Here is a 16,436-nt window from a genome sequence, read left to right as displayed (position 1 = left end):
CTTCCGGGGGCGGCAGACGACGAGAGGACTCACCTCCCGTGACCACCGAACTCGCCGCCCCCGCAGCCGCGTCGGCGTCCGCCGCCTCCAGCCACCCGGACCGTCACGCCTCCCGCAGCACCTCAGGCGCCGCTGCCGCCCAGGCGGGCCCGTACGCCGTCCGGCTCGACCGTGTCTCCAAGGCGTTCGGGCCGCCGGGTGCGCGGCAGCTGGTGCTGGACGACATCCGGCTGGAGGCCGCGCCGGGCGAATTCGTGTGTCTGCTGGGGGCGTCGGGCTGCGGCAAATCCACCATGCTCAATCTGGTCGCCGGGCTGGACCAGCCGAGTTCGGGCAAGGTCACGGTGCCGCACGGGCGCCCGGCCCTGATGTTCCAGGACCACGCGCTCTTCCCGTGGCTGAGCGCCGGACGCAACGTCGAACTGGCCCTGAAGTTCGGCGGCGTGCCCCGGAACGAGCGGCGGGAGCGGGCACAGGAGCTGCTGAAGCTGGTGCGGCTGCCGGACGCGCACGCGAAGCGCGTGCACGAGCTCTCCGGCGGCATGCGGCAGCGTGTCGCGCTGGCACGGGCGCTCGCACAGGGCAGCGAGGTGCTGCTGATGGACGAGCCGTTCGCCGCGCTGGACGCGATCACCCGCGATCTCCTGCACGAGGAGCTGACCAGGGTGTGGACCGCCGCGAAGGAGAGCGGCGGCCGGCAGGGCAGCGGCGGCGGCCCGCTGACGGTGCTGTTCGTCACGCACAACGTGCGGGAGGCCGTACGGCTCGGGCAGCGGGTCGTACTGCTCAGCTCGCGGCCCGGCCGGGTCGCCCGCGAATGGGACGTGGAACTGCCCTACCCGCGCCGTATCGAGGACAGCGGTGTCACCGAGCTGGCTCGGGAGATCACCGGCCACCTGCACGAGGAGATCGTCCGCCATGCCCGCCACTGACGCCGCCTCGGCTTCGGCCGGGCCGACGGCGAAGAGGGAGCAGCACCCCGAGCGGGAGCAGGGCCCGGAGCGGGAGCAGACCGCGCCCGACCCGTCCGACGAGATGGCCTCCGGCCTGGACGCGCTGGACGCCCCGGCCGACACCCGTGCCAAGGCGGTCTCCAGGCGGGTGCTCGGCAAGGCGGGCCCGCCGCTGCTGGCCGTCGGCCTGGTACTGGCGCTCTGGCAGCTCGCGCACACCCTGAACTGGTCTTCCACCCTTCCCGCACCCGGCCAGGTGTGGGCCGACCTCGCCGCCGCCCAGGCCGACGGCACCCTGCTGCCCGCGGTCGGGCAGAGCCTGCTGCGCTGCGTCATCGGCTTCGGTGCGGCAGCCGCCATCGGGATTCCGCTGGGCCTGCTGCTCACCCGGCTGACACTGCTGCGTACGGTGCTGGGGCCGATCCTCTCCGCCATCCAGTCGCTGCCCGCGGCCGGGCTGGTACCGGTGGCGGTGATCGCCCTGGGCAACTCCGAGGGGGCCGTCTACGCGGTGGTGCTTCTCGGCTCGGTGCCCTCCATCGCGGTCGCGGTCGTCTCCGGCATCGACCAGGTGCCGCCACTGCTGCTGCGTGCGGGGAAGTCGATGGGCGCCACCGGGCTGCGCGGGGCGGCGCATGTGCTGGTGCCCGCGGCGCTGCCGAGCTTCGTCGCCGCCCTCCGGCAGGGCTGGACCTTCGGCTGGCGTGCCCTGATGACCGCCGAACTGATCACCGCCACACCGCTGCCCGGAATCGGCCGGATCCTGGCCGAGGGCAAGGAGAGCGACTCGATGAGCCTGGTGCTGGCCGCGGTCCTGCTGATCCTGGCCGTCGGTGTGCTTGTCGAGTCGGCGCTCTTCGGACCACTGGAGCGGCGGGTGCTGCGGCAGCGCGGACTCACCGGAGCACGGCTGTGACCCCGCCGAGCGTCCGCGCACCGCAGTGCGGTGCGCCGACCGCCCGCCGGACAGCCGCGCGGCGCCCCGGTGACGCTCCCGCGCTGCTGATCGTCGCGCACGGCAGCCGGGACCCGCGGCACGCCACGACCATCGCCGCGCTCCGCGACCGGGTGCGCGCGTACCAGCCCCGGCTGCGCGTGGAGGTGGGCCATCTGGACTTCAACGCCCCCTCCGTCCCGCGGGTGCTGGAGCGGCTGGAGGCGGACGGCGTGCGCGAGGTGGTGGCGCTGCCGCTGCTGCTGACCCGTGCCTTCCACGCCAAGTCCGACATCCCCGCCGTGCTGCGCGAGTCCGCCGTCCGCCTTCCCCGGATGACTGTCCGCCAGGCGGCCGTGCTCGGCCCGCACCCGCTGCTGACCGGCACGCTGGAGCGGCGGCTCGTCGAGGCCGGCCTCGACCTCGCCGAGGCCGGATCGACCGGCATCGTGCTCGCCTCGGCGGGCTCCACAGACCCGGAGGCGATCGCAGTGATCGCTGAAACCGCGCGGGAGTGGCGGCGCACCAGAGGTTGGTGTGCCGTGCGGCCTGCGTTCGCCTCCGCGTCCGCACCGTGCACGGCCGATGCCGTGCGCGCTCTGCGGGCGGACGGCGTCGGCCGGGTGGCCGTCGCCCCGTACCTGATCGCGCCCGGCCGCCTGCCCGACCGGATCGTCCAGGGCGCCCGCGAGGCGGGTGCCGACCTCCTGGCCCCCGTCCTGGGCCCGGCTCCCGAACTGGCCCGCCTGCTGCTGGTGCGCTACCGGCAGGCATGCGCCCGCGAGTTCGCGAGGCTGACGGCCTGACGGCCTGACGGCGGGCTTGGTGTCCGCCTGAGCCGGCGAAGCCGGGGCGGGCGGTCAGCGGTTCAGTACCGCCGCCTCCGCCTCGGCGTCCAGGCCGACCACCGGGCGGTCCGGGCGCTGCGGAGCGACGCCGCCGATGCCGCACAGCCACTCCCAGGTGTCCTGGACGGTCTCGGCGACGGGGCGGCAGCGCAGCCCGGCGGCGAGGGCCTTGGAGGTGTCCGACTGGTGGATCGCCTCGTGCATCTCGCCCGGGGGCAGCCAGATGGGCAGGCCGGTCCAGGGTTCGATGCCCGCGTCGGTGACGACCTTCGGATCCGTCCAGTGCAGCCGGGCGTCCGATCCGGTCACCGCGAGGCAGGTATCCAGCAGCTCGCCCATCGTGGTGTGGCCGGGGGCGCTCACCAGGTTGTACGGGCCGTGCAGCTGTGTGCGGAGGGCGTGCAGAGTCCAGCGGGCGAGGTCACGGGCGTCGATGTACTGCAGCTCCAGCGCCTGAGGGCCGGGCGCCAGCACATCGCCGCCCTTGGCGATCCGCCCGAGCCACCAGGGCAGCCGTCCGATGTTCTCGTAGGGGCCGAGGATCAGCCCGGCGCGCAGCAGCAGCGTGCGCGGGGCGCCGAAGGCGCCGACGGCCGCGAGTTCGGCGCCGCGCTTGTCCCGCGCGTAGTCACGCTGCCCTTCGTCGGGCGAGCCCTCCACCACGGCGCCGTGCTCGTCGTTGCCCCGTGGTGCGGGGAAGGGGTACACCGAGCAGCTGGAGACGTAGGCGTACCGCCCGGCCCGGTCCGCCAGCAGCCGCGCCACGTCGCGCACGGCCCGCGGAGCACCGGACCAGGTGTCGACGACGGCGTCCCACTCCCCCTCCCGCAGTGCGTCCAGCCCGCCCTGCGCCGTGCGGTCTCCCTTCAGTGCGAGGGCGCCGGCGGGGGCGGGATGGTTGCCCCGGTTGAAGACCGTGACCTCCCAGCCCTCCGCCAGCGCCTCTTCGGCCATCGCGCGGCCGACGAATTCCGTTCCACCCAGTACGAGAAGCTTCATGCGGTGACTCTGGACCCCGGCGGGCGCGCGCGGGAAGGGCTGCATGCTGACAGCAGAATCGCTCTCGGCGTACGGCCTCGCCCGCGCGCGGCGGAGTGGATCAGACCGTCAGCTCTATCAGCTTGGTGACCGTGCGCCAGTTGCGCCCCGTGGCCGTCAGCCTCGGTGGGACGGTGAGGAGGGCGTCGGGGAGCTTGCTGCGCCCCATGCCGTCGGGAAAGTAGCAGTAGACGGCACGGCCGATGTGACGGAAGGTGTCCGGCGCGACGGACGCCGGATCGACTGCGGCGAAGTGGTCCGGCTCCGGGGCCTCTTCGAGGAAGAGGACGAGCAGCTTCGCCGGATCCAGCTCGGCGGCCGGGTAGGGGCATGCCTCGGCGACGGCGCGCAACTCGGCCGACGTACGGACCAGGCAGCGGACCTCGAACCCGAACCGCTCCGCGATCGCCCGCTCCAGCAAGGGGCCCGGCTCCGGATGTGAGGTGGTGAAGACGGCGTTGCCGCTCTGCAGATACGTCCGGACGTCCGTCCATCCCAGGGCCTTCATCAGCTCCCTCAGGTCGGCCATCGGGATCTTCCTGTGCCCGCCCACGTTGATCCCGCGCAGGAGTGCCGCGTATGTCGTCATGCATCGCACTCTATGCGGTGGGTCTGACACAGGCAGTGCCCGGTGCGCAGATGATTACGCGGGTCAAGCGCCGGCGCAGCACACCTAGGTGTAAGGGGCATCTCTGCTGGGAGGTAGGGCAAGCCCCAGGTCTCAGGGGGGACTGGGCACCCCCTCACCTCACCTGGCAGCAGGATGGGTTCACCCTCCGCGTCAGCCTAGTTTCGTACGGGAGGTGGCGGCAGCAGCGCGGCCACCCGGTACGAGGGGGCACCGCCGTGGTCGGGAAGCGCGGAATAGCAGCGAGAGCCGGGGCCTGGAGCGTCCGGCACAGATGGGCGGCCGTGGGGATCTGGGTGCTGTTCGTCGTGCTCGCGATGGGCATCGGCTCTGCGACCGGACGCCAGGACGTCAAGGACAGCGAAGAACTGCCCGGCACCGAGACCGGACAGTCGCAGCGGATCATCGAAGAGGCCGGTCTGGAGGAGCCCGACAGCGAGTCGGTGCTGATCCAGGCGAAGCAGGGCGGCTTGGACGCGGAGGCGGCGGACTTCAGGGGTGCCGTCGACGACGTGATCAAGGCGGTACGGGGCACCGGCGAGGCCGCCGACGTGACCTCGCCGTACGACACCGACACCATCTCGGACGACGGACGCAGCGCGCTGGTCCAGTTCGACATCAGCGGCGACCCGGAGACCGGCACCGACCGCGTCCAGACGCTGCTGGACGCGGTCGCTCAGGTGCAGGACAAGCACGAGAACACGCTGCGGATCGAACAGATCGGCGGCGCGAGCATGGACAAGACGTTCGACGACGCCTTCGGGGACGACTTCAAGCAGGCGGAGATCTCGGCGGTGCCGATCGCCTTCGGCATTCTGCTGATCGCCTTCGGCGCGCTGGTCGCCGCGCTGCTGCCGGTGCTGCTTGCCCTCACCGCGATCATCGCCACCATGGGCCTGATGGCGGTGGTCAGTCACGCCCAGCCGATGAGTGACGTCGCCGACTCCGTGATGCTGCTGGTGGGTCTGGCGGTCGGGGTGGACTACTGCCTCTTCTATCTGCGCCGGGAGCGCGAGGAGCGGGCGAAGGGCCACGACTCGCGGACCGCGCTGGAGATCGCCGCGGCGACCTCGGGCCGGGCGGTACTGATCTCCGGTGTGACGGTGATCGTGGCGATGTGCGGAATGCTCTTCACCGGACTCTCCGAGTTCGAGGCGATGGGCATCGCGTCGCTGATGGTGGTCGCGGTGGCGATGGTGGGCTCGGTGACCGTGCTGCCGGCGCTGCTGTCGCTGCTGGGCGAGCGGGTGGAGAAGGGGCGCGTGCCGTTCCTGGGACGTCTCAAGCGCGGTCGTACGAACGCGAACGGCGAGAGCCGGGTGTGGCGCGCGGTGCTCGGCAGGGTGCTGCGGCGGCCGAAGCTGTCCATCGCCCTGGCCGGCGGCGTGCTCGCGGCGATCGCGGTGCCCGCGGTCGGGATGAACACCGCGAACCTCACGCTGGACCAGGAGTTCGGCGACTCGGTGCCGATCGTCGGCACCTACGAGCGGGTCAACGAAGCGTTCCCCGGCGGCTCCGATCCGGCCCGGGTGGTGGTGAAGGCGGACGACATCAACGCGGGGGACGTCCGCACCGCGATCTCCGACTTCCGTGCGAAGGCGGTGAGCGAGGGCGCCTCCGAGGGACCGGTGGACGTGGTGACACATGACAAGGAGAACGTCGCGGTCATCGACGTCCCGCTGGTCGGCGGGTCGGACCAGGAGAAGGCCGAGGAGAGCCTGCGGGTGCTGCGGGAGGAGGTACGGCCCGGCACGCTGGGCAAGGTCGACGGGGTGGAGGCTCCGGTCGGCGGCTCGGTCGCCGGGTCCAAGGACTTCAACGACCAGCTGGTGGGGGCGGTGGCGCCGGTCTTCGTCTTCGTCGTCCTGTTCGCCTTCGTGCTGATGCTGCTGTCGTTCCGCTCGCTGACCATCGCGATCACCTCGATCGTGCTCAACCTGCTGTCGGTGGGCGCCGCGTACGGAATCCTCACCATGATCTTCCAGCACGGCTGGGGCGCCGGGCTGGTCGGCGCCGAGGGCATCGGCGCGATCATCTCCTGGCTGCCGCTGTTCCTCTTCGTGATCCTCTTCGGGCTGAGCATGGACTACCACGTCTTCGTGGTCTCCCGGATCCGTGAGGCACGGGTCGCGGGCCGCACCACCGCGGACGCGATCCGGCACGGCATCATCACCACGGCGGGCGTCGTCACGAGCGCCGCGGTCATCATGGTGGCCGTCTTCGCGATCTTCGGGACGCTCTCCATGCAGAGCATGAAGCAGATGGGTGTCGGTCTCGCCGCCGCGGTGCTGATCGACGCGACGATCATCCGGGGCGTGCTGCTCCCGGCCGTGATGGCGCTGCTGGACGACCGCAACTGGTACCTGCCCCGCTGGCTGCGGTGGCTGCCGGACATGACGCACGACGAGGCGCCGCCGGCACCGCAGGCGGCGGAGCAGCTGCCGCCAGGTGCCGCCGGAGAGGGAGCCGCGGAACCGGCCGTGCGGGTGTGACGATCTCGGAGGAGGTCGTCAGCCCGTACCGCTGACGGACGGAAGGGCCGGGCCCCGCGGAGGGGGGTCCGGCCCTTCTCTGTCGGCAAGCCCGCGTCGGTCGCCCGCGTCAGTCGCCCGCGTCAGTCGCCCGCGTCAGTCGCCCGCACCAGTCCCCCGAGGAGTCTTCTCGCCCTCGGTACGGACCCGGTGCCGTGCCTGCGCCACCGGGTCGGGCCGGAAGAGCCACTCCATCTTCGGCTCCATCACGAACCGGAACACCGCGCGGACCGGCGCCGTGCACAGCAGGGTGATCACCACGGCCGCCAGAAGGGTGACGGCGACCATCCCGGCGGGCGTCTCCACCCACTCGGGGCCGTACCAGTCCCACTCGACCGAGCCCTTGACCAGGAAACCGTGCAGCAGATAGCCGTACAGCGTCCCCGCGCCGAGCGCGGTGAACCACATCCGGCGGCCCGGGACCCAGGCCAGGAAGCAGACCGACATCAGCAGCGAGCAGCCGACCAGCGCCAGATACATGGAGCCGCCGACCCAGGCGTCCACTCCCAGCTCCTGGCCGCTCTCCCGGTGGAAGAACCACTGGTACTTGAGCCTGGTCGCGGCCCAGTAGGCGCACCCGAGCGCCGCCGCGGCGACGGGCAGGGCCAGCAGCCGCACCTTGCGCCGCCGCACCCACGCGAAGTGCTCGGGCCGCAGCACCAGTCCGAGGACGAAGAAGGGGAGGAACTGGAGCACTCGCTGGAGGTCGAGATTGCCGCCGATACCGGGAGTCACCGAACTCATCAGCCCGACGCCCACCGCGATCGGCAGCGGCCAGCGCACGGCCTGCCACAGCGGGGTGGTCAGCCGCCAGATGAACAGGGCGATGAGGAACCAGTTCAGGAACTGCGGGTTGACCACGTTGACGGGATAGTCGGGCTCGTCGGCCGACCATCGGCGGAAGTAGGCGTAGGCCACCTCGAAGACCAGGTAGGGCACGAGCACGCCGGTCACCAGCCGTCGGAGGCGGCGCGGGCTGAGGTCGAATCCGCGGGAGAAGTAGCCGGAGATGACGATGAACGCCGGCATGTGGAAGGTGTAGACGAACATGTAGAGGGCCATCGCCGCGCGGCTGTCCGCCCGCAGCGGCTCCCAGGCGTGCGCGCAGGCGACCAGCACGATCGCCAGGTACTTCGCGTTGTCGAAAAAGGCGTCGCGCCCGGCCTCCTCCGTCCGGGCCGCGGCCTTCCGGCGTCGCCAGCGGCCGCGCGGCGGCCCGGACGGCTCGTTCGCCGCCTGGTCCGGGCCGCCGTCGCTGCTCTCGTCGGCCGGCTGCCGCCGCTCGGGCGGCAGGGGTGACCGGGATTCGGCTGATGGGGTCGGCGGCATGGCTCAGCGGCTGCCTTCCGCCCCGTGCGGCCCCAGCATCCAGTCGACGACCCGGGAGGAGGCCAGGCCGTCGGCCGGCTGGCAGAAGTCCTGGACGAACTCCGCGTACTTCTCCCGGTACTCCACGGCCACCTTGTCGATATCGCGGATGGACCCGACGAGCTCCTCCGACGTCTTCAGCAGCGGGCCGGGCGCCTGGCCGATGAAGTCGAAGTAGAACCCGCGCAGATTATCGCGGTAGTGCTCCAGGTCATAGGTGAAGAAGAGCATCGGGCGACCCGAGTGCGCATAGTCGAACATCGCGGAAGAATAGTCCGTGATCAGCACGTCGGCAATCAGGTAGAGGTGCTCGATCTCGGGGTAGTCGGAAACATCCCAGACGAACCCGTTGCCGGCGCCGCTGATGTTGTCGACGATTTTCGGATGCTTCCGGAAAAGGAAGACATAGTCGTCGCCGAGTTCCCGCTGGGCTGCGGCGAGGTCGACGCGGAAGTCCAGTTTGAACTTCTTTCCGGTCCCGATCCGTACGTCGTCCCGCCAGGTGGGCACGTACAGCAGGACTTTCTTCCCCGCCGGAATTCCGAGCCGCTCCCGCACCTCGGCGGCGATCTTCCGCCGGTCCCCGCGGTAGAAGATGTCATTGCGGGGGTAGCCGCATTCGAGTATCTCGTTCTCGAATCCGAACGCCTCGCGCATGATCGGGGTGGTGAACGCGTTGGGGGTGACCATCACCTCCCACTCGTTGGAGCGGCCGGGCAGCGTCTCGATATAGGCGGGGTTGGCCTTGGTGGTGCCGCGGATGTGGGCGCCCATCTTCTTCAGCGGCGTACCGTGCCAGGTCTGCACGACCCGCTGGCCCTCCCGGCGTTTGAAGAAGCTGTTCAGCATGACGTTGGTGACCACATACCGGCTGCGGGACATCTCCGCGTACCACTCGGCGCTGTGCCACTCGACGACGCGGACACCCTCGGGCACCTCGACCCGCTGGTCCCCGACCGCCCAGACGTGCTCCACGTCCGTACCCCGCCGTACCAGCTCCTCGTAGATCGCCTTCGGCGAGTCCGAGAACTGCCGCCCGTGGTAGCTGTTGTAGATGACCTGGTCCTTGAGCGGCAGTTCGCGCTGCTGCGGGGCGTGGACGTTCTTGAGCCTGCGCTGCCGGTAGGAGCCGCGCTCGTCGTCGCCGAGCACCGGGCCTGACTCCAGGAAGATCCGGTCGAAGAAGCGCCGCTCCACGCTGTACATCCGGCGCGAGCCGGGATGCTTCAGCGGCAGCGTGCCCAGCAGGTCGGCCCGGAGCTTGACCAGGGCCGACTCCTTCTCGCGCGTCGCGTCCTCGCCGCGGAGCGACAGATACCAACGGCCCTGCCGCAGCGGCAGCTTCATACCGTAGAGGTCCATCTCCTCCGGCCGGATGCGGGCGGTGAAGCGTCCGCCGGAGATCTTCACGGGCAGGAACTTCTCCTCGGAGCTCTCGCCGTGCCGCAGCACCAGGCGCTTGCCCGCCGCGGTGCCGGAATAGGCCCCCTCCAGCACGAGGGTGCCGTCACTCCACTCCATCCGGTCCACGACGCCCTGGCGCATCCTGTCGTGCAGCTTGAGGAGTCCGCGCGCGTCAGTGGCGATCGCGATCTCCCGGCCGCCGGGCATCGGGTGGGTGCCGGTGAGCAGGCTGTCGGCGACGGTGGCACGGCGCTCGGTGCCGTCGGAGAGCAGGATCACCGGCCGGAAGTCGGTGGTCTTCTCCGTCTCGGACTTCGCCACGGAGAGGCTGGCGCAGGGCACGCGGGCGTAGTGGCGCCCGTCACGCTGCTCCACCGGGTAGGTGTGCTTGTCACCGCCGCCGACGGTCTCCATACGCAGCCACGCGGGCCGTACGCCGCCGGCGCGGGCGGGCGTCCTGATGTCGAGTTCGATGGAGTCCTTGACGACCCGCCAGCTCGCGACCTCGGCCGGCACCAGGTCGACGGAGAACTCCAGGCGCCCCTCGGTGAAGCCCGCCACCAGTCGTACGCCGTCCTCGACCGTACGGACGAGTCCGTGCCCGGCCGCGCCGACCTGCGTCTTCTCGATCCGGCCGGCGTAGATCCCGCCGGGGCCGGAGGTGGTGGTGCCCACCTCCCACTTGCCGGTCGCCCACTTCCCGCCCGTCTTGAACTGACGGGGGCTGACGGTGAACTCGAAACCCGACCAGTCGTAGCTGTGCAGGCCCTGCTTGGAGTCCCTCGTCGCCCGCGAATCCCGGAACGACTTCATCCGCAGCGGGACGGCACGGCGCGACCCCTCGCGCCGCAGGACGGCGAGCCGCGGGGTGCGCCGCTTGCTGGCGACCGGGACGTTCGTCAGGTACGCGTAGCCGCGCACGGTCAGCGCGCCGTCCTCACTCCACTGGAGGTCGGTGACCCTGCTGACGACGGGCAGCTCCCGCCGGGAGAGCAGCGCCACCTCGTCCGGCAGCGAGCCGGTGTCCAGGCCGGGGATCTCCAGCCGGGCATGCCGTACGCCGGTGACGTGGAAGGTCGCGGAGTTCTGCCGCTCGAAGCGGAGCACGGTGGTGAGGTCCTCGGTGCGCTCCTCGGCGGCCAGATACCACTTGACCCGCTCGACCGGGGGCAGCTTTCCCAGGGCCTTGGCGCTGTGCTTGGCACGCAGCTCCTTCGCCCCGGCCAGCAGCTCGGCGCGCTCCTCGGGGGTGCCTTCGGGGAAGAACCTCAAAAGCCGTCGGAGCGGCGGAGGAAGGATGTCTTCGGGGCGAGACGTCACGTCCGTGACCTTTCTGTGCTGCGATGTGCGGTGGGGGGATTCGGATGCCGTCTTGCGGGGCTGCTGACACGCCCTTCCGGACCGCTTACACGACCCGCTCCAGATTGCGGACCTCGGCCTTGGCGCTCAGCTCCCGGATCGCACGGTTGAACTGCTCGATGGACGACGGCTCCTCGGGGCCCAGCAGATAGGACTTCAGCTGCGCGCGGTGCCCGGCCAGCGGGTCCGCCGACGGGTCGGCGATCGCATCGGTCAGCACACCGATCTCCCCCGCCTCGTTGGAGAGGATGACGGCCGCGCGCACCGCCGTGTTCTGCCGCCGGAACTCGACGACGCCGAGCCCGGCGGAGTCGGTGACCGCGTAGGGCTTGCCGCTGGCGATGAAGTCGGACACCACGCTGGAGATGTCCGAGACCATGCCGTCCGATTCGTTGAAGCAGTCGTAGAGCGCCGGGCGGGAACCGGTGATCACCCGGTGCTCCCACCAGCCGAAGGACCGCCAGAAGGCGTCGTTCCACTCCTGCCGCACGCTCTTGATCTCCGCCTCGCGGGCCGGATCGGCGAGCGCGTCGCGCGCGGTCTGCGCCTCGTCGGCGGCCCGGCCGATCCTGGCGGTGAGCGCCGCCAGCCGGGCTTCGGCGTCCGCGAGTTGCGCGCGTGCCTGCGCGTGGCCGGCCTCGCAGCGGGCCTGCTCGGCGCTCCAGCGCGGGTCGGCGGCACGCTTCCCGGCGGCCTCCTCCAGCAGGGCGACGATCCGCCGGTGTGCGGCGCCGGCCTCGGGGGCGCGGGTGCCGGTGAAGGGGTGCGGCTTGTAGAGGACCCGTACCGGCCTCGGCGCCTCGACGAGGCGCCGGACGATGTTCTCACCGGCGAGCAGGATCGAGGTGTTGCCCGGGTCGTCGGTCCAGCCCTCCCACGTCGGCGCGTAGAGGACCGTCGGGATGACCTCCGGGGCGCGGTGGCGGGCCCCGCGGATGGGGGCGAGCTGCGGGCGGCCGACCTCCACGATGGAGTCGTCGCGTACGCCCACTCCGGCCAGTTCGTAGCGGTCTCGGCCCGCCTTGCCCGCCGACCACACCTCGTCGTAGACCTTGCTGTACGGGTTGACGCTGGCGATCTTGTCGCTGTCGCCGTGTCCGATGAAGACGTGCTTCATCGTCGGCACCCGCAGCATGTGGATGTTCTTCCCGACGTTGGCGGGGTAGAGCGCGACCCGCACCATCGTCAGGTCCATGTTCATCAGGTGAACGGCGGACGGCACGCAGGCCACCGGCACGGCGGTCGAGCCGAGGTCGTTGAGCGTGTGCCGCTCCCGCACGATCACCAGCGGCCTGCCCTCCAGCTTCTCCATCGTCTCCAGCCACATGTTGACCTGGTAGGTCGACGCGGCGGAGCCGGAGAAGTAGAGGACGGTGGTCGGGCCGTAGCCGCGCAGCCAGTTGTCGAACCACTCGAGCGCGGTGTCGGTGTCCGGCGCCAGTCTGCCCTTGCGCAGGCACCATGCCTGCGCGGCGAGGTAGAGCAGCGCCAGGCCGAGGGAGACGGCCATGCCCGCGTAGGCGTAGTCGGACTCGCCGGTCTCCGCAGCGGCGAGCACACCGGCGACCGCCGGGATGTCCAGGTGCTGCATCTTCTCGGCGGCCCGCCGGGTGAGCACCTTGCGGGGCGCGTCGGCGATGCGCAGGGCGCTCAGGTCGATGTTGCGGGTGATGACCGGCATCCTGCGGCGGGTGCGCAGCAGCGTGGTCAGCGCGGTGTGGGGGGCCTGGAGTCCGTAGAAGAGGAGGAAGCAGGCGATCGCGGTGTAGGCGATCGGGTCCTCGGCCAGATCCATCCGGGAGAGCAGCAGGACGAGGATCAGCTGGCGTACCAGGAAGCGCATGGAGAGCCCGGCGCGCAGCTTGCCCAGCTGGCCGAGCAGTGGGCTGCCCCGGCGGTGCAGGTAGTGGTCGGAGAGGTAGCTGACCGCGCACAGGACGGTGAAGAGGGCGAAGTGCGGGGCCAGTGCCGCCGCTCCCATCAGCGGGAAGCTGAGCAGCATCACCAGGGCGACTATGAGGTCCGGGACCGACTTGACCCGGAAGAAGCGCAGGACGGTAGGTGTCACAGTGAACCCGCGCTCTCGCTGTCGCCGCTGCGGTCGAGGACGGTGGCCAGAGCCTGGTCGAAGGCCGAGGCGGCGGCGGTGCCGCGCATCGGATCCTGTTGCCGCACGTCGATCACATGTCCGGTCATATCGGAGAGCAGGACGTCGAGCGAGGTACGGGCCACGGCCTGGGAGGAGAGCAGCGAGCCCTCCGGCTCCTTGCCGAACGCCTTGGTACGCATGGGGGTGGCGGTACGTTCCGGGTTGACGCAGTTCACCCGGATACGGTCGGCGGCCCACTCGTCGGCGAGCGCCTGGGTGAGGTTGACCATGGCGGCCTTCGTGGAGGAGTAGAGGCTGTATTCGGCGCGGCCGCGCGTGTAGCTGCTGGAGGTGTAGAGGAGCAGCTGCCCGCCGGACTCGGCCAGGTACTTGTGTGACGCGCGGGCGATCTGGACCGGCGCGAGGTAGTTGACCCGGAGGGCCTCCTCCAGGGTGCTGTTGTCGGTCTCGGCGAGCTTGCCGATGCGCAGGACCCCGGCGGTGTTGACCACGTAGTCGATGCGGCCGGACTCGGCGTAGGCGGTGGCGAGGGCCTCCTCCACGTGCGCGGGGTTCTCGACGTGGGTGCCCGTGCTGGAACGGCCGAGCGCGTAGACGCGGGCGCCGGAGGCGCGGGCGAGGTCCGCGATGTCGGCGCCTATGCCGTAGGAGCCGCCGAAGACGACGAGGGTCCTGCCTTGCAGGAGCCTGCGGTAGGCGCCCTCGTCGGCCTGGGCGGGTGCTGCGGTGGAGGCGAGCTGGAAGAGCTTGTCCGCGAGGAAGACATCGAGGGGCTCGGTGACCTTCATGTTGTACTCGTCGCCCGGCACCACATGGATCGGCACCTCGGGCAGATACTTCAGCACCACCGAGCAGTCGTCGGTGGCCTGGAAGTTGGGGTCGGCCCCCGCGATCTCGTAGGCCCGCCGGATGGTGGAGAGCGTGAACCCCTGCGGGGTCTGGCCACGGCGCAGCCGGGAGCGGTCCGGAACCTCGGTGATGAACTCGCCGTCGTCGCCGTGTGTGCGGGTGACGATCACGGTGTCGGCGGAGGGGATGGCGACGTCGACCGCCTGGTAGCGGCCAAGCGCGTCGACACAGTCCTGGATCACCCGCTGGGAGAGGAACGGGCGGACGGCGTCGTGGAAGAGGACGTTGCAGTCCTCCCCCTCCGCGAGGTCCTCGCCCAGCGCGGCGATCGCCCGCTCCGTCGTCTCGTTGCGGGACGCACCGCCCTCGATGACGCGGGTGACCTTGGTCAGACCGGCCTTGGCGACGATCTTCTCGACGTCGGCGACGTACCCGGGTGTCATCAGCACCATCACGTCGTCGATGCCCTCGGCCTGGTCGAAGACCGCGAGGGTGTGCTCGATAACCGTCTTTCCCGCGATCTTCAGCAACTGCTTGGGTATGGAGAGCCCGACTCGCTGTCCCGTACCCCCGGCAAGGACGACCGCTGTGGTCCGCGCAGCGCCCTTTTCGGTTGCTGCGCCCCCCCTCGTGTGTGTGGTCACTTGTGGCTCCTGCTGTCGCGGACGTGCTGTGGTCAAAGGCAAAGGTGAACCCCGCGTCACAAAGACCAACCAGACAGGTGAACAGTTGTAGTCGCGAGCCGAAGCGTGACGGACGTCACGTGCGCGCCGGGGTTATCCGGGAGAATAGACCGATTCACGCGCGTCGGTGGCGCCTTGGGCGCGGACGCCGACGGGGGCAGAGCGACAGTGGCATACGGCGGGCACGCCGAGCGGTGGGGGGTGTGCGTGTGCGGTGGGGGGTGCGGTGCGGTGGGCCGTACCCGGGGTCAGGAGACCGCGCGTGCGTCCTGCCAGACCGACTCGAACTCCTCGCGGTAGGTCGCGAACAGGCCGTGCTCCTCCTCGACCCCGCCGCTCCCCCGCACGATCTCGCGTCTCCCCCCGCGCAGCACCAGCACCGGCGCCTCCATGCCCCGCACCCGGCGCAGATACGTCTGCACGACGGCGAGTCCGTCGGCGGTGTCGCCGTCCACGACGTATGCGGTGAAGCGGGGCGTCTCGTCGAAGACCCGCACCTCGAAGGCGGCCGGGTCGTGCAACCGGGCCCGTACCCGGCGCATGTGCAGGATGTTCATCTCCACGGAGCGGCTCAGCTCGCCCTTCTTCAGGCCCAGCTCCCGCTCGCGGCGGCGTACGGCGGTGCTCGCCGGGTTGAGGAAGAGCAACCGTATGCGGCAGCCCGACTCCGCCAGCCGCACCAGCCGGCGGCCGCTGTAGTTCTGCACCAGCAGATTGAGGCCGATGCCTATGCCGTCCAGGCGCCTGGCCCCGCTGAAGAGATCCTCGGCGGGCAGCTGGCGCTGGAGCCGCACCCGGTCCGTGTGCACTCCGACGACATCACCGAAGCGGTCGCCGACCAGCTCCTCGACCGCGTCCACCGGCAGCCGCCGGCCTGCCGGACGCGCGGGATCAGCCGGATCAGCCGGTCCGGCGCCGCCGGAGGTGCTCAGCAGCTCCAGCAGCCGAGCGCACATGCGTTCGGCCTGGGCGAGCACCGTCTCGGACAGCGCGCGGTTGCGGGCGACGGCGCTGCGGGCCACCTCCAGCTCGTCCAGCGCCAGTTCGACCTCGCGCCGGGAGTCGAAGTACGGCTCGAAGCACGGCCAGTGCTGCACCATCAGCTCACGCAGCTGCGGCAGGGTGAGAAAGGAGAGGATGGTGTCATCCGCCGGGTCCAGCAGATAGCCCTTGCGCCGGCTCACCTCCCGGACGGCCACGGCGCGCTGCACCCACTCCTGACCGGCGGGCCCAGCCGCGGCGATCACCCACTCGTCACCGTGCACCGGCTCGTAGATGGGCCGCAGGACGGCCGCGACGACGGCACGGAGCCGCTGCTCGACCAGGTTGAGCCAGATGTACGCCCGCCCGGCACGACGGGCCCTGGTGCGCACCTCCGACCAGGTATCCGCGCCCCAGTTCAGATCCGCGCCGATCTCCATGGGTCGGGCCAGGGAGACGGAACCGGAGCGCACCTCGGTCGCCGTGTCCTCACCGCCCTCGCCTGAGCCGCCCTCGCCTGGAGGGAGTTCAAGCCCTCCCGAGCCCACCCGCGCACCGCCTTCCGGACCCCGTTGTTCGATCAAGGAAGACTACTGCCGCAGGGAGGGCGGTGCAGCCCGATGAGCAAGTCCTCGCCAATTCTCCGGATCGTAATGCCCGTTGTGACCGAAGAGTTCACGGGGGGTGAGGGGATTCGTCACAGTGGCCCTCCGTTCATCCGTACGGGTGAACGGGGGCGCGTACGGGGGG

General features: G+C 70.8%; 11 protein-coding genes. 4 read left to right on the top strand and 7 right to left on the bottom strand.

The window, feature by feature from the left end:
* Positions 1-38: 38 nt before the first annotated feature.
* From LHJ74_RS13455 to LHJ74_RS13445, 3 genes are all read left to right on the top strand, one after another.
* Positions 39-932, top strand: a complete 894-nt coding sequence (locus LHJ74_RS13455) for an ABC transporter ATP-binding protein (RefSeq protein ID WP_260218205.1) — start codon at positions 39-41, stop codon at positions 930-932.
* Positions 919-1,869, top strand: a complete 951-nt coding sequence (locus LHJ74_RS13450; RefSeq protein WP_260218204.1) for an ABC transporter permease — start codon at positions 919-921, stop codon at positions 1,867-1,869. The genes LHJ74_RS13455 and LHJ74_RS13450 overlap by 14 nt, the downstream gene beginning before the upstream one ends.
* 83 nt (positions 1,870-1,952) lie before the next feature.
* Entirely contained in the window at positions 1,953-2,693 is a 741-nt protein-coding gene (locus LHJ74_RS13445; protein WP_260218247.1) for a sirohydrochlorin chelatase, read from the top strand.
* A gap of 54 nt (positions 2,694-2,747) precedes the next feature.
* On the opposite strand, the gene LHJ74_RS13440 is transcribed toward LHJ74_RS13445, so the two are convergent.
* On the bottom strand, positions 2,748-3,734 hold the full coding sequence (locus LHJ74_RS13440) for an NAD-dependent epimerase/dehydratase family protein (RefSeq protein ID WP_260218203.1): 987 nt from the start codon (positions 3,732-3,734) through the stop codon (positions 2,748-2,750).
* Between the two features lie 100 nt (positions 3,735-3,834).
* Entirely contained in the window at positions 3,835-4,362 is a 528-nt protein-coding gene (locus LHJ74_RS13435; protein WP_260218202.1) for a DUF1697 domain-containing protein, read from the bottom strand.
* Positions 4,363-4,685: 323 nt separating this feature from the next.
* Here LHJ74_RS13435 and LHJ74_RS13430 point away from each other — a divergent pair, with 323 nt between their 5' ends.
* The gene (locus LHJ74_RS13430) at positions 4,686-6,893 is read left to right on the top strand and encodes an MMPL family transporter (protein WP_260218201.1); all 2,208 of its coding nucleotides are present in this window, start codon (positions 4,686-4,688) and stop codon (positions 6,891-6,893) included.
* Between the two features lie 135 nt (positions 6,894-7,028).
* Here the strand turns inward: LHJ74_RS13430 and LHJ74_RS13425 are convergent, their stop codons facing one another.
* From LHJ74_RS13425 to LHJ74_RS13405, 5 genes are all read right to left on the bottom strand, one after another.
* Positions 7,029-8,261, bottom strand: coding sequence for an acyltransferase family protein (locus LHJ74_RS13425; protein WP_260218200.1), 1,233 nt, complete (start codon positions 8,259-8,261; stop codon positions 7,029-7,031).
* A gap of 3 nt (positions 8,262-8,264) precedes the next feature.
* On the bottom strand, positions 8,265-11,024 hold the full coding sequence (locus tag LHJ74_RS13420) for a CDP-glycerol glycerophosphotransferase family protein (RefSeq protein WP_260218199.1): 2,760 nt from the start codon (positions 11,022-11,024) through the stop codon (positions 8,265-8,267).
* Between the two features lie 85 nt (positions 11,025-11,109).
* Entirely contained in the window at positions 11,110-13,131 is a 2,022-nt protein-coding gene (locus LHJ74_RS13415) for a hypothetical protein (protein WP_375546737.1), read from the bottom strand.
* Positions 13,128-14,666, bottom strand: coding sequence for a bifunctional cytidylyltransferase/SDR family oxidoreductase (locus LHJ74_RS13410; protein ID WP_260218198.1), 1,539 nt, complete (start codon positions 14,664-14,666; stop codon positions 13,128-13,130). Before LHJ74_RS13410 ends, LHJ74_RS13415 begins: the two co-directional genes overlap by 4 nt.
* Before the next feature lie 287 nt (positions 14,667-14,953).
* Positions 14,954-16,234: an SAV2148 family HEPN domain-containing protein gene (locus LHJ74_RS13405; protein ID WP_260218245.1), complete on the bottom strand. Its 1,281-nt coding sequence runs from the start codon at positions 16,232-16,234 to the stop codon at positions 14,954-14,956.
* Positions 16,235-16,436 lie beyond the last annotated feature (202 nt).

Source organism: Streptomyces gossypii (genome assembly GCF_025165795.1).
In the GTDB taxonomy this organism is placed as follows: Bacteria; Actinomycetota; Actinomycetes; order Streptomycetales; family Streptomycetaceae; genus Streptomyces; species Streptomyces gossypii.
This window is presented reverse-complemented; position numbering and strand designations above follow the sequence as displayed.